At 60.7% G+C, this 14,412-nt stretch carries 14 protein-coding genes; all 14 read right to left on the minus strand.

Annotated elements, in window-relative coordinates; genetic code table 11:
- Window positions 1–126 precede the first annotated feature (126 nt).
- Window positions 127–996: an urea ABC transporter ATP-binding protein UrtD gene (urtD, locus tag WHX55_RS02860; protein WP_150727834.1), complete on the minus strand. Its 870-nt coding sequence runs from the start codon at window positions 994–996 to the stop codon at window positions 127–129.
- Window positions 993–2,072, minus strand: coding sequence for an urea ABC transporter permease subunit UrtC (urtC, locus tag WHX55_RS02865; RefSeq protein WP_353742005.1), 1,080 nt, complete (start codon window positions 2,070–2,072; stop codon window positions 993–995). The genes urtD and urtC overlap by 4 nt, the downstream gene beginning before the upstream one ends.
- Window positions 2,072–3,574: an urea ABC transporter permease subunit UrtB gene (urtB, locus tag WHX55_RS02870; protein WP_353742006.1), complete on the minus strand. Its 1,503-nt coding sequence runs from the start codon at window positions 3,572–3,574 to the stop codon at window positions 2,072–2,074. The genes urtC and urtB overlap by 1 nt, the downstream gene beginning before the upstream one ends.
- 158 nt (window positions 3,575–3,732) lie before the next feature.
- Window positions 3,733–4,998: an urea ABC transporter substrate-binding protein gene (gene urtA / locus WHX55_RS02875; RefSeq protein ID WP_150755856.1), complete on the minus strand. Its 1,266-nt coding sequence runs from the start codon at window positions 4,996–4,998 to the stop codon at window positions 3,733–3,735.
- Between the two features lie 318 nt (window positions 4,999–5,316).
- Window positions 5,317–5,739, minus strand: coding sequence for a hypothetical protein (locus WHX55_RS02880; protein ID WP_150755857.1), 423 nt, complete (start codon window positions 5,737–5,739; stop codon window positions 5,317–5,319).
- A 203-nt stretch (window positions 5,740–5,942) separates the two neighbouring features.
- The gene (locus WHX55_RS02885; protein ID WP_353742007.1) at window positions 5,943–6,953 is read right to left on the minus strand and encodes an iron ABC transporter permease; all 1,011 of its coding nucleotides are present in this window, start codon (window positions 6,951–6,953) and stop codon (window positions 5,943–5,945) included.
- Window positions 6,950–7,909, minus strand: a complete 960-nt coding sequence (locus WHX55_RS02890; RefSeq protein WP_150755859.1) for an ABC transporter substrate-binding protein — start codon at window positions 7,907–7,909, stop codon at window positions 6,950–6,952. The genes WHX55_RS02885 and WHX55_RS02890 overlap by 4 nt, the downstream gene beginning before the upstream one ends.
- Window positions 7,906–8,694: an ABC transporter ATP-binding protein gene (locus WHX55_RS02895; RefSeq protein ID WP_150755860.1), complete on the minus strand. Its 789-nt coding sequence runs from the start codon at window positions 8,692–8,694 to the stop codon at window positions 7,906–7,908. The genes WHX55_RS02890 and WHX55_RS02895 overlap by 4 nt, the downstream gene beginning before the upstream one ends.
- Before the next feature lie 165 nt (window positions 8,695–8,859).
- Entirely contained in the window at window positions 8,860–10,239 is a 1,380-nt protein-coding gene (locus WHX55_RS02900) for a PepSY domain-containing protein (protein WP_150755861.1), read from the minus strand.
- A gap of 110 nt (window positions 10,240–10,349) precedes the next feature.
- A complete protein-coding gene (locus tag WHX55_RS02905; RefSeq protein ID WP_353742008.1) occupies window positions 10,350–12,467 on the minus strand; it encodes a TonB-dependent copper receptor in 2,118 nt (705 codons plus the stop codon).
- 108 nt (window positions 12,468–12,575) lie between these two features.
- Window positions 12,576–13,028: a DUF2946 domain-containing protein gene (locus WHX55_RS02910; protein ID WP_353742009.1), complete on the minus strand. Its 453-nt coding sequence runs from the start codon at window positions 13,026–13,028 to the stop codon at window positions 12,576–12,578.
- 21 nt (window positions 13,029–13,049) lie between these two features.
- On the minus strand, window positions 13,050–13,529 hold the full coding sequence (locus tag WHX55_RS02915; protein WP_353742010.1) for a copper chaperone PCu(A)C: 480 nt from the start codon (window positions 13,527–13,529) through the stop codon (window positions 13,050–13,052).
- A gap of 47 nt (window positions 13,530–13,576) precedes the next feature.
- Entirely contained in the window at window positions 13,577–13,975 is a 399-nt protein-coding gene (locus WHX55_RS02920; RefSeq protein ID WP_353742011.1) for a DUF2946 domain-containing protein, read from the minus strand.
- 110 nt (window positions 13,976–14,085) lie between these two features.
- Window positions 14,086–14,409 carry a transcriptional regulator gene (locus WHX55_RS02925; protein ID WP_150727822.1) on the minus strand — a complete coding sequence of 108 codons (324 nt, stop codon included), beginning with the start codon at window positions 14,407–14,409 and terminating at the stop codon, window positions 14,086–14,088.
- Between the last annotated feature and the right edge of the window lie 3 nt (window positions 14,410–14,412).

The raw sequence follows: 14,412 nt of genomic DNA on the forward strand, positions 1-14,412 counted from the left end.
ATACTCCTCAAATCCCCTGTAGGAGCGAGCCTGCTCGCGATGGCGTCGGCACACTCAACATCGTTGGTGACTGATGCACCGCTTTCGCGAGCAGGCTCGCTCCTACAGGGGGATGTATTTGCAGGTTTAGCGACCGAGATAAACCTCGATCACCCGCTCGTTGTCCTGTACCTGCTCCAGCGACCCTTCGGCCAACACGCTGCCCTGATGCAACACCGTGACGTGGTCGGCAATCGAGCCGACGAAGCCCATGTCGTGTTCCACCACCATCAGCGAGTGCTTGCCGGCCAGGCTCTTGAACAGCTCGGCGGTGAATTCGGTTTCAGCGTCGGTCATGCCCGCCACCGGCTCATCGAGCAGCAGCAATTGCGGGTCCTGCATCAGCAACATGCCGATCTCCAGGAACTGCTTCTGACCGTGGGACAGCAAACCGGCGGGTCGATTGACCGATGAGGTCAGGCGAATGGTCTCCAGCACTTCGGCGATGCGGTCTTTTTGTTCGCCATTCAAGCGAGCGCGCAAACTGGCCCACACCGACTTGTCGGTCTTCTGCGCCAACTCCAGGTTCTCGAACACGCTCAAGGCTTCGAACACCGTGGGTTTCTGGAACTTGCGACCGATGCCGGCCTGGGCGATCTGCACTTCGCTCATTTGCGTCAGGTCCAGGGTTTCGCCGAACCAGGCCTTGCCGTGACTGGGGCGGGTTTTGCCGGTGATCACGTCCATCAGCGTGGTCTTGCCCGCGCCGTTGGGGCCGATGATGCAGCGCAGTTCACCGACGCCGATGTACAGGTTCAGATTATTCAGCGCGCGGAAGCCGTCGAAGCTGACACTGATGTCTTCCAGGGTCAGGATGGTGCCGTGGCGGGTGTTCAGACCTGGCCCGACGCGTTGGCCAAGGCCGATGGCATCGCGGCTGCTGCCGGCGTCCTTGTTGGGCTCCACAGGAAAAAACGCTGGTTCGAGCATGAATTCAGCGGTTGCAGTGACTCTCATTGCTCACCTCTTTTCTTCAACAGACCGATCACGCCCTTGGGCAAATACAGGGTCACGACGATGAACAGCGCGCCGAGGAAGAACAGCCAGTACTCGGGGAACGCGACGGTGAACCAGCTCTTCATGCCGTTGACCACGCCGGCGCCGAGCAACGGACCGATCAAGGTGCCACGCCCACCCAGTGCCACCCAGACTGCCGCTTCGATGGAGTTGGTTGGCGACATTTCACTCGGGTTGATGATCCCCACTTGCGGCACGTACAACGCACCGGCGAGGCCGCACAACACCGCGCTCAACACCCACACGAACAACTTGAAACCGCGCGGATCGTAGCCGCAGAACATCAGGCGGTTCTCCGCATCGCGTAGCGCGGTCAGGACCCGGCCGAACTTGCTTTGTGCCAGGCGCCAGCCGATGTACAGGCTCACCACCAGCAACAGCACCGTGGCGAAAAATAGCACCGCGCGGGTGCCTGGCTCAGTGATGCCGAAGCCAAGAATCGTGCGGAAATTGGTGAAGCCGTTGTTGCCGCCGAAGCCGGTTTCGTTGCGGAAGAACAGGAGCATCCCGGCGAAGGTCAGGGCCTGGGTCATGATCGAGAAATACACGCCCTTGATCCGCGAGCGGAAGGCGAAGAAGCCGAACACCAACGCCAGCAACCCCGGCGCCAAAACCACCAGGCACAGGGTCCAGATGAAGCTGCTGGTGCCGGTCCAGAACCACGGCATTTCGGTCCACGACAGGAAGGTCATGAACGCCGGCAAGCCATCACCCGAAGCCTGGCGCATCAGGTACATGCCCATGGCATAGCCGCCGAGGGCGAAGAACAGGCCGTGGCCGAGGGACAGCAGGCCGGCGTAACCCCACACCAGATCCAGCGCCAGGGCGACGATGGCGTAGCAAAGAATCTTGCCCACCAGCGTCAGTGTGTAAGCCGAAACGTGCAGCATGCTGTCCGGCGATAACAGCGACAGCAGCGGTAACGCCAACAGCACAACGAGGATCACTGCACCGACGGCAATCGAGACTTTGGGGCCGGCTTTTTGGGTCGCGGTAACGAGCAGGGGCTGGTTCATCAGTCGATCACCCGTCCTTTGAGTGCGAAGAGGCCTTGCGGACGCTTCTGGATGAACAGAATGATCAGCGCGAGGATGAGGATCTTGCCGAGCACGGCACCGATCTGCGGTTCGAGAATCTTGTTGGCGATCCCCAGGCCGAACGCCGCCAGCACGCTACCGGCCAACTGACCGACACCGCCGAGCACCACCACCAGGAACGAGTCGATGATGTAGCTCTGGCCGAGGTCCGGGCCGACGTTGCCGATCTGGCTCAGGGCCACGCCACCGAGGCCGGCGATGCCCGAGCCGAGGCCGAAGGCGAGCATGTCCACGCGCCCGGTGGGTACGCCGCAGCAGGCGGCCATGTTGCGGTTCTGGGTGACGGCGCGAACATTCAGGCCGAGGCGAGTCCTGTTCAGCAGCAGCCAGGTCAGCACCACCACAAACAGCGCAAAGGCAATGATGACGATGCGGTTGTACGGCAGCACCAGGTTCGGCAGCACTTGAATGCCGCCCGACAGCCACGCCGGATTGGCCACTTCGACGTTCTGGGCGCCGAACACCAGGCGAACCAGTTGAATCAGCATCAGGCTGATGCCCCAGGTGGCGAGCAGGGTTTCCAGCGGACGGCCGTAGAGGTGGCGAATCACCGTGCGCTCCAGCGCCATGCCGATGGCTGCGGTGACGAAAAACGCCACGGGCAGCGCGATCAGTGGATAGAACTCGATAGCCTGCGGCGCGAAGCGCTGGAACATCAGTTGCACCACATAGGTCGAGTAGGCGCCGAGCATCAGCATCTCGCCGTGGGCCATGTTGATCACGCCGAGCAGGCCGAAGGTGATTGCAAGCCCCAGGGCGGCGAGCAGCAGAATCGAACCCAATGACATGCCACTGAAGGCCTGCCCCAGGAGCTCGCCGACCAGCAGTTTGCGTTTGACTTGAGCGAGGCTGGTTTCGGCAGCCGTGCGTACATTGGCATCGGCCTCAACGCCAGGTTCGAGCAAACCTTCGAGGCGGGTGCGGGCCAGCGGGTCGCCGGTTTCGCCGAGCAAGCGCACAGCGGCCAGCCGTACAGCCGGGTCGGCATCCACCAGCTGCAGATTCGCCAGGGCCAGACTGAGGGCGGCGTGAACGCCTTCGTCCTTTTCGCCCGCCAACTGCTGGTCGAGGAATTTCAACTGCGCCGGCTTGGCACTTTTCTGTAGTTGCTGCGCAGCACTCAGACGGAGTTTGGCGTCGGCGGCGAGCAATTGATGACTGGCCAACGCGGTGTCGATCAGACCCCGCAGGCGGTTGTTAAGACGCAGGGTTTTCGGCTGGCCGTCGACGGTCAACTCGCCTTGTTGCAGGGCGTTGATCAATTCGATACGGGCCGGATCGGGCTGCGCCGCCCAGGCTTCCAGCAGCCGGGCTTGCTGCACGGGATTGACGGCGACGAAATCTTCGGTGTCACCGGCGTGGACGGCCACCGGCAGTAAAAATGCGATGGCGAAGATGAGACGATAAAGGGCGGTGGGCATAGATAGTCGCCTTGACGCGGACATTGTGGGAGCGAGCCTGCTCGCGATAGCGGTTGTTCAGTCACAGAAATGTTGAATGTGCCGCCGTCATCGCGAGCAGGCTCGCTCCCACAGGGATTTGTGTCAGGCCCGAATGCTTGGGCCCGACACCCAATGGCTCAGTTGCTCTTCACCGCATACTCCGGCTTCTTGTCGTTGCCCGGGATGAACGGGCTCCACGGCTGGGCGCGGATCGGGCCTTCGGTCTGCCACACCACGTTGAACTGACCGTCGGCCTGGATCTCGCCGATCATCACCGGCTTGTGCAGGTGGTGATTGGTCTTGTCCATGGTCAGCGTGTAACCGGAGGGCGCGGCAAAGGTCTGGCCGGCCAGGGCTTCGCGGACTTTGTCGACGTCGGTGGACTTGGCTTTTTCCGCCGCTTGCGCCCACATGTGGATACCGACGTAAGTGGCTTCCATCGGGTCGTTGGTCACCGCCTTGTCGGCGCCCGGCAGGTTGTGTTTCTTGGCGTAGGCTTTCCAGTCATCGACGAATTTCTTGTTCGCCGGGTTCTCCACGGATTCGAAGTAGTTCCACGCCGCCAGGTTGCCCACCAGTGGCTTGGTGTCGATGCCGCGCAGTTCTTCTTCGCCGACCGAGAACGCCACGACCGGAACGTCGGTGGCTTTCAGGCCCTGGTTCGCCAGTTCTTTATAGAAGGGCACGTTGGAGTCGCCGTTGACGGTGGAGATAACCGCCGTCTTGCCACCGGCCGAGAACTTCTTGATGTTGGCGACGATGGTCTGGTAGTCGCTGTGACCGAACGGGGTATAGACCTCTTCGATGTCCTTGTCGGCCACGCCTTTGGAGTGCAGGAACGAACGCAGGATCTTGTTGGTGGTGCGCGGGTAGACGTAGTCGGTGCCGAGCAGGAAGTAGCGCTTGGCGCTGCCGCCTTCTTCACTCATCAGGTATTCAACGGCAGGGATCGCCTGCTGGTTCGGCGCCGCGCCGGTGTAGAACACGTTCGGCGACATTTCTTCGCCTTCGTATTGCACCGGGTAGAACAGCAGGCCGTTGAGTTCTTCGAACACCGGCAGTACCGATTTGCGCGACACGGAAGTCCAGCAACCGAACACCACGGCGACCTTGTCCTGGGTCAGCAACTGACGACCCTTCTCGGCGAACAGCGGCCAGTTCGAGGCCGGGTCGACCACTACCGGCTCCAGCATCTTGCCGTTTACGCCACCCTTGGCGTTGATCTCGTCGATGGTCATCAGCGCCATGTCTTTCAACGACGTTTCGGAGATCGCCATGGTTCCGGACAACGAATGCAGAATACCGACCTTGATGGTCTCGGCGGCCTGGACAGTCCAGGTCATGCCCATCGCGGCGATGCTTGCCGAGAGTGTGAAAGCCTTGATCAAACTGCGACGCTTCATTGTGCGATCTCCATGAACTTATGAGTTTTCTTGGTTGGCAGATGCGGACTACTGAAGGTGTGTTTTGCAAGGGCTGTGCCCGGTCGGCAAAAGGCAGGGAAATGTCGTTTTAGAGCGGTTGAGCGGTTTGATGTCGCACCATGAAGGATCGCGTCTGGCGCGTTGGTGCGCAGAGTTGCGCCAGATTGGGGCGGGTAGCATCGATCAATTATGGGAGCGGGCTTGCTCGCGAAAACGCCGGGTCAGACAACATCTGCATTGACTGAAAGACCGCGATCGCGAGCAAGCCCGCTCCCACAAGGTCAGCGGCGCATCAACTCAGCTTTTAATGCAGGTTTCAAAACCATGTCCACCACCTTCGTACTCTGGACCGTAATAGTATTTGCTGAAGGACACTTCTCCTTCAGGGGTTGAAGTGATTTTTGCAATGCCAACTCCGTAGTCTTTAAGCGCTGGATCCGTGTGGGCAAAGTACATGGCGAGGGAGTTAAGGTTGGCGGCGGCGAACCCGTCATAGTGGGACTGGTCGGGCAGGATCAACGTAAAGTTGTAGGCGCTATACTCGCCGCTGCTTTGTTCGGCGTTTAGTTTCATTTGGATGACGCCGCTGAATTCGCCAATGTGGCTGTCCACGCCGGTACATGCGTACTGCCCGCTGTAATCAGGACCGTTGAATGGGAGGGGGGCTGCCCATACAGGGGCCGAAATGAACGCGAAGGTTGTGACAATCTTTTTGAACATCTTTACCTCTTTCCGCTTTTGTAGGAATTATGTCGGTTAAGTTGTAGGAGTTATCTTTATCAAAGTGTGCGGGAGTCAGTTACTTGTTCGCTCGCGGGTCGGAGTGTAAATTTGTTCGTAAAGTTGTTCATGGTTAACTTGAGACAATGTTTTTCAACGCGAGAGCGGCTTGGAATAAGTTACCTGTCTGAGTAAACAAGTTGTTAGCGGCGGCGCATCAAGCCGATGAAGAACAACCCGCCAATTGCTGCTGTGGCAACACCGATGGGCAAGTCTTCGGGGGCGATCAGTGTCCGGGCGGCGACGTCGACCCAAACCAGAAAAACGCTGCCGAGCAACACGCACACCGGCAACAATCTTCGGTGTTCAGCGCCGACCAGGCGCCGTGCAATGTGCGGCACCATCAGCCCGACAAAACCGATCGAGCCGCTGATCGACACCAGCACCCCGGTCATCAATGACGCAATCAGAAACACTCGCAGGCGTACGGTGCGTGCATTCAGGCCCAGGGTCACCGCCGTCTGCTCACCGGTCATCAGTGCATTCAGCGGTCGCGCCATGCCCAGCAGTAACATCAGCCCGAGCAACACACAGGCTGTCGGCACCGCCAGCAGCTCCCAGCGTGCCAACCCGAGCCCGCCGAGCATCCAGAACATCACCGCCGAACTGGCTCGATGGTCGCCCATGAACAGCAGCAAATTGGCAATCGCCATCATCACGAACGACACCGCCACGCCACACAGCAGCAAGCGGTCACTGTCGAGGCGACCCTGGCGACTGGCGATCATCAGCACCACCAGCATGCTCAGCAATGCACCGATAAATGCCGCGATCGGCAAGGTCAGCAGGCCAACGATTTCACCGACATGCAGCACCACGATGACTGCGCCCAAGGTCGCACCGGAAGTCACACCGAGTAGATGAGGGTCAGCCAACGGGTTGCGCGTGACCGCTTGCAGCACCGCGCCGATCAACGCCAGGCCGGCGCCCACCAACGCGCCAAGTAGCATGCGCGGGACGCGGATCAGCCAGACGATATGCTCTTGTCCAGGGTTCCAGTCCGGCACACCGAAACCGAACAGTTTGTGCAACAGGATGCGCCACACCACATCCAGCGGCACCCGTGCCGGGCCGAAACCCAGGGACACCACGCACGACACCAGCAACAGGGTACCGAGGGCGATCAGCAACAGGGCGTAGCGACGGTTGATCATTCGCCGTGGAAACCCTTGGCCAGGGTGGCGACCGCCAGCACGTTATCGATCCCCGGCGTGGCCTGCACGTAAGGGATGACGATGAAGCGCTGGTGCTTGATCGCGTCCACCGATTGCAGGGCCTTGTTGCTCAGCAGGAATTGAATCTTCTGTTCGGCAGTGATTTCGCTGTAGTCGACAATCACGATCACCTGCGGGTTGCGCTCGACCACGGTTTCCCAATTGACCCGGGTCCAGCTCGCGTCGACATCCTCCAGGACATTGCGTCCGCCAGCGGCGTCGATAAGCGCTTGCGGCATGCCCAGGCGGCCCGAAGTCATGGCGCGGTCTTCGCCGCTGTCGTACAGGAAGACCCGCGGTTTTTCCGTGGGCAGGTCTTTGCGAATATTCGCGACTTGCGCCTGCATGTCGGCGATCAGGGCATTGGCGCGGTCCTGCACGTCGAAGATTCTGCCGAGGTTGCGCAGATCGTTGTAGGTGTCTTCGAGGCTGGCCGGCGGGCGCTTCATCACGAAGGCGCAGGATTCGCTCAGCTCGTACACATTGATGCCCAGCGGTTGCAGGGTTTGTGGCGTGAGATCGCCGCCGATACGCATGCCGTAGTCCCAGCCGGCGAAGAAGAAATCGACGTTGGCATTGAGCAGGGTTTCCACCGACGGGTACTTGGCCGCCAGTTCCGGCAGGCCTTCGAGAATACCCTGCATCTCGGGCGTCACGGCCTTCCAGCCACTGATGCCGCTGTAACCGGCCATCTGCGGTTTGAGGCCGAGGGCGAGCATCATCTGGGTCATGTTGATGTCGTGGCTGAGGGCGTGTTGTGGTGCCTGCTTGAAAGTCACTTCGCGGTTGCAGCTTTTGATTGTCAGCGGGTAACGGGTGGCTTCGGCCAATGCCTGGGCGCAGCCCAGCAGCATCACGAGAGGGAGGCAGCAGCGCAGCAGGGAACGCAAAGTCATGGTTGGGTTATCCAGGTGATTCGTGGGTAGCCGTGCAGTGGGTGTTCATCGATCAGTGCTTCGACGCCGAACACATTGCGCAGCAGCGCAGCCGTCAGGACTTCTTTTGGCGTGCCGCTGGCGACGATACGACCATGATTGATCACGTACAGCCGATCACAAAAAGCCGCCGCCAGATTGAGGTCGTGGATGCTTGCCAGGGTGCCGATGTTCAAGCGCGTGACCAACTGCAAAAGCTCAAGCTGGTAACGCGGGTCGAGGTGGTTGGTCGGCTCGTCGAGGATCAACAATTGTGGTTGCTGGGCCAGGGCGCGGGCGAGGATGACTCGCTGTTTTTCACCACCGGAGAGAGTGACGAACCCGTGGTCTTCGAAGCCCTTGAGGCCGACGGATTCCAGGGCCTGATTGATCAGGTCGCGGTCTTCAAAGGTGTCGCCATCGAACAAGCCTTTATGCGGGGTGCGGCCCATGGCGACCACTTCCTCGACGGTCAGGCCGAAGGCATCAGGGAATTCCTGCAACACAACGGCGATGCGTTGCGCGCACCAGCGCGAGGATTGTTTCCAGACGTTCTGGTGATCGAGTCTGACCTCGCCGCTTTCCGGTTTGTTGAAGCGCCAGGCACATCGCAACAGGCTGGTCTTGCCGCTGCCGTTGGGGCCGATCAGTCCGACGAACTCACCGGCGGCCACGTGTAGCGAGGCGTCACGCAGCTGGAATTGATGATGGCAATGGCCGTGACCCAGTGGGGACCAGGTGAGGTTTGTGAGGTTCAGCGAGGTCATGCAGTTGTTCTTGAAGTTTCTGGAGCGGCGGATGACGCCATCGCGAGCAGGCTCGCTCCCACATTGGAACACGATCAAATGTGGGAGCGAGCCTGCTCGCGATAGGGCAGCGACGAAAAGTGCGGGAAGTCTACAGTGCTATCGATCCCGCGCATCTCGCCTGTTTCATGATGAAGATGAGGCGCTCTCAGTCTGCCGGGTGAAGCGCGACAGCAGCACACGATCCAGCACCCACACCGCCACCAGCGAAGCGCCCACCAACGGGAAGGCCACCGCCAGGGCGAACATGATCACCATCGCGGTTTTCCATTTCGGCAGGTCGTGGCGCAGCGGCGGCACGCCAAGTTTTCCTTGCGGACGGCGCTTCCACCAGATCACCACGCCGCTGACCGCGCTGAGCAAAATCATCAGGCAGATCAGCAACACGACGATCTGGTTGAACACGCCGAACATCTTGCCTTCGTGCAGCATCACGCCGATTTCCGTGGCGCGGGCGACGGTGCCGTACTGCTCGAAACGTACATCGGCCAGGACCTTGCCGGTGTACTGATCGATGTGCAGCGTGGCGTCATTGCGCGGGTCGTCGGCGAACAGGGCGATGGTGAACACGCCGGTTGCAGTGGTCGGCAGGGTGATGCTGTAACCCGGTTCGACCTTGCGCTCTCTGGCGATGTTTTGTACGTCTTGCAGGCGAATCATCGGCGAGGCCGGGCCGGCCGCTGCGCCGTCGTGGGTCATGTGCTCGGCATGGTCGCCGGACATCGGCATTGGCGTGTTTTCCATGGCCCACGGCACGGTCTGGCGGGTGGCGGTGTTGAGGCTGCGCGCCTCGACGTCGGACTTCGGCACGTCATCCCACATGGCTGCCGGGAACACGTTCCACACTTCGGCGTACTGCTTGCCCCAGAAGCCGGTCCAGGTCATGCCGCTGAGCAGCATCACCAGCAGCAGGGACGCGCCCCAGAACCCGGTGACCGCGTGCAGGTCGCGCCACAATACGCGACCACGACTGTTCAGGCGTGGCCACAAGATGCCTGCCGCCTGACCGCGCGGCCACCACAGGAAGATGCCGGACACCACCAGCACCACGCCCCAACCGGCGGCCAGTTCGATCAGCCGATCGCCAACGGTGCCGATCATCAACTCGCCGTGAATCGACCGGGCGATGGCTTGCAGGTTCTTCTTGGCGTCTTGCTCGCCGAGGATGTCGCCGTGGTACGGATCGACGAAAACGTTCAGCTCCTTGTCATCGTTGAGCACGACAAACTGCGCGCTGCGCTCGGCGTTGACCGGTGGCAGGTATTGGGTGACCTGGCCTTGTGGATAAGCTGTTTTCACCCGTGTCAGCAGGTCGTCGGCCGGAACGGTGTGATGACCGGCCGGGACGTTGAGCAGGCTGCTGTACATCAGCGAGTCGAGCTGCGGTTTGAACAGGTAGAGGGTGCCGGTCAGGGCCAGCATCACCATGAATGGCGCAACGAACAATCCGGCATAGAAATGCCAGCGCCAGGCCAGGTTGTAGAAATTCACTTTGGGCTGTTTCATCACGTGTGCTCCGCTTGGCTGGATCTTTTAGTTGTTTGTTTTGCGGTTGCTGCGCAACCGACCGCGAGCAGGCTCGCTCCCCTGTAGGAGCGAGCCTGCTCGCGAAGCTTTTAGAAACTCATGTCCACCTTGGTCCAGAGCGTTCGCCCCGGCTCCTTGATGGCTTGCGGGTCATTGGCCGGGTAGCCGAAACCGGCGTTGCCGGCCAGGTTCAAGTGCTCGGCGTAAGCCTTGCCGAACAGGTTGTCGACGCCGCTGCTGACCTTCCAGTTGTTGTTGATCCGATAGGCACCGTTGAGGGAGAACACGCCGAAGCCCGGCGTCTTGTCGAAGTCCTTGCCGACCACGTTGCCCTTGTTCTGGTCGATGCGGTTTTGCGCGGCGACCACTCTCCACAGTGCGCCGGCGCTCCAGTTGTCTTCGCTGTAGGTCAGGCCGAAACGGGCATCCAGCGGCGGCATCTGCGGCAATGCACTGCCATCGCTGCTGTTCTTGCCCCAGGCGTAGGCCAGGGTCGCGTCGGCTTTCCAGTTGTCGGTGAAGTCGTAAGCGGCCCCCAGTTCACCGCCCATGATTCGCGCGTCGATGTTTTCGGCTTGCGAGGTCGTACCCATCATTGTCGGGGTGTAGTTGAACAGGATGTAATCGTGCACCTGCCCGATGTAAGCCGAGGCCCAGGCTTCGAGGGATTCGGTTTTGTATTGCAGGCCGAAATCGAGCTGGGTGGTTTTTTCCGGCTTGATCGAATCGAAGGCATTCACCGAACCGGCGGGGCCGGACTTGGGTGAAAACAGCTCCCAGTAATCCGGGAACCGCTGGGTGTGACCGAGGCCGGCATACAAGGTGGTCGGGCTGTCGGCCAGGTCATGCTCGTAGCGGATGAAACCGCTCGGCAGGGTATCGGCGCGGGTGTCATCGGCGGTCGGATTCGGGCGGGTCATCATGCCCGAGCCGATGGTCTGCCGAAAATCCTTGGCCGAGGCGCGGTCCAGGCGTGCGCCGCTGATCAGGCGGTCACGGTCGGCGGCGTACCAGGTCAGTTCGCCGAACACACCGTAGTTATGGAAGTCGGCATCCTTGGTGTAGGGCAGGTTCTTGTAGGTGTCGACGCCCATGGCGCCGCGCTGGCGATGTTCGTTGGTCTGCGCGTCGATACCGCTGATCAGCTGCACATCAGCCCAGCGCCAGGTGGCCTTGACCCGGGCGCCGAGGGTGCGGCGGTCGACGTTGGAGGCCATGGGGCCGGCCATCATCCCGGTACCGGACGGCGTGCGCAGGGTGTAGTTGTCCATCACGTGGTCGGCGTAGTTGTAGTAGATCTGCGCTTCGACCTTGTCCAGCACCTCGCCGATATTGGACTGCTCGAACCGCAGGCCGAGGCTTTCACGCAGGAACTGCGAACCGTCCATGCCGCGCCCGGCGTAGCGGGCTTCACCATCGCCACGGCCGGCGGTCAGCTCCAGCAAGGTGTCGGCATTCGGCGTCCAGCCGACGGCCACGTCGCCGTTCCATTTGTCATAGCGCGACGCCACGGTGTCGTTGTTGCCGTCCTGGTAGTCGTCGGAGTGCGCGGTGTTGCCGATGACCCGCACGTAACCCGACTGACCGCCGGCTGCGGCGTCCACCAGTTTGTCGAAGCGGCCGTAGGAGCCGGCCAGCACGCTGGCGTTGACCCGTGTGCCGAGTTCGCCGAAGTGCTCCGGCTCGCGGTCGAACAGGATAGTGCCAGCCGAGGAACCCGGTCCCCACAGCACGGTTTGCGGGCCCTTGATTACGGTGAGTTTGTCGTAGGTTTCCGGCGAGATGTAGGAAGTCGGGGCGTCCATCCGGCCCGGGCAGGCACCGAGCATCATGCCGCCGTTGGTGAGGATGTTCAGCCGCGAACCGAACATGCCGCGCAGCACCGGGTCACCATTGGTGCCGCCGTTGCGCACCATGGCAAAGCCGGGGATGGTTTTCAGGTAATCGGCGCCATCGCTGGCCGGCACCGGTTGGCGCGGGTCCTTGGGATTGGTGACGATGGTCAATGGAGAACTGGGCGCAACGGCGGTAATCACTGTCGGGCTCAGTTCTTCAGTGTGACCGGAGTGTTCATCGGCCAGCGCAGAAGGCGCCAGCAAAGCACCGCACAGGATCGCGGTGGTGTGCCTGAAACGAGCGCTGGATTCGTTCAGGGCAAAAGAGGCTTGGGCAGGGCTCAAGCACGGGACAGCGGAAAACCTGGACATGACAATTTCCATCGAACAGTCGTAAACGACACGGCCGGCAGCCTGCACAATCCATGTGGGAGTGAGCGTTGGCTGTCTTGCGGACCGTGCGAAATCAGAAGTGAGTGTTTACGCGACGATGGGCGGGGCGCGGGTACGGGCGCCGGGGAAGAAGGTTTGCCGGGCATGGCCCTGGCGCGCAGAGGGTGTGGTGAAGGTATTGACGGGCGGGATGACGAAGTTGGCGAAAGACACGCCACCGGTCAGCGCCGGGCAATTGAACAGCAGGCTGCAATAGCCGCACTTTTCCCATAGCACATGGTGCCCGGGGGCTGGCGGGCAATGCTCGGCGGTGGCTTGCGTGGCTTGCGTGGCATGGTCGGCATGCTCCATCGCCGACATGTCCATGCTCATACCCGCAGGCATGGTCATCGACATGGCGCGCGAATCCATCGGCATCGACTGAGAAATCAGTGGACCGATAAAGATCATCAGCATGGCGAACAGGCTGATCCAGCTGCCGCGTGTCAGGCTCAATGCCTGATTGCGTGACCTGGATGACCTGGCGCTAAGCGGGCGCATGGGCGTATTCAGCGCAGGAGGTTATTGCGCGTGCTTGTGTTCTTGCATGGCGTCCGGCGCCTGCTTCTGCACCGCGACTTCGACCGTCACGTCACCGGACTTCTCGAAGTGCAGCGTCATGGGGAAGCGCTTGCCGTCAGTGAGCAGGCTGCGGTCCTTGAGGTTCAGCAACATCACATGATAGGCCATGGGCGCGAAAGTGACCTCGCCACCGGCGGGCACTTCCACGCTCGGTACGTGCTGCATTTTCATCATGTCACCTTGCATCACGTGCTCATGCAATTGCGCTTCGCCCGCAATTGGGGTGTCGACGCTGAGCAGGCGGTCGGCGGTCTTGCCTTGATTGTTGATCACGAAATACGCCGCAACGGTGGGCGCATTGGACGGCAACTCCTGGGACCACGGATGAGCGATTTCCAGTGTGCCAACCTTGTATTCGTGGGCATTGGCAAAGCAGGCAGGCAGCAGCAACGCAGCCAGAACGATGAGTTTGTTCAACATGGCAGTTCTCCGGAACGATTTAAAACGCAGTCAATTGCGAGAAAAAATCACACCAGAGGGGACGCACGGGGGTTGAGACTCGGCCATTGCTGGCGCGGCGAGGGGCTTTCGAGGGAGGTGGCGGGCAGGCTTCGGTTGGATTCGAAGAGCGCGAAATACAGCTGTGGCGAATGCCCCGGCAACACCACCAATGGCGCGGAACCCGAGCAGCACCAGCAATGCTGCATGTTGGAATGATCGTCGTTTTGCGGGGCTTTCTGTTCAAGGTCCCCGATGGAAATCGCCACTATCCTGGTGCCACTGGCGCTGCAAAAACTGCCCCACAACAACTGTTCGGCAGGTGAATTAGCCGTTTGCACCATCGCTCCGGACATCGGCATGGCGAGCATGTTGAACAGCACTGCGAAGCAGGCTATCCAGGCAATTGCGAGCCGTTGTCGGGACATGGGAGAAAATCCGCTTGGGTGGGCGATCAGGCGCGGGCTATTTAGCCTGATCAGGGCCGATAAGTAAAAAGGCGGTGTGCGGTTTGGTGTCGCAGCAAAAAGACGTCAGCTCAGTGCGCACGTACCGCATGTACTTGTATTTCTACTCCAAGCGTAGCGCGAATTACGGCGAATATTGCAGCCAGGTTGTCCATGCTTGGGTTGCCTTTGGCGGACAACATTCGATGGAGGCTTTTGCTGGGCTTTGCCGTTTCCTTTGCGAGTTCTTCAAAACCAACGGTGGCGTTGATGAGGTCGCGCAGGATGATCCGCGCCAATTCGGGTTCGCCGTTAAGAAACAGAGTAGCAGCCTCATCCAACAGTGCCTGGGCGAACTCGGGATCACGTTGGGCACGCTCGGCAATGGTGTGTTTGTAGCTTCGGGTGAGCGCCATGAC

The organism is Pseudomonas fluorescens, from assembly GCF_040448305.1.
Lineage (GTDB): Bacteria > Pseudomonadota > Gammaproteobacteria > Pseudomonadales > Pseudomonadaceae > Aquipseudomonas > Aquipseudomonas fluorescens_BH.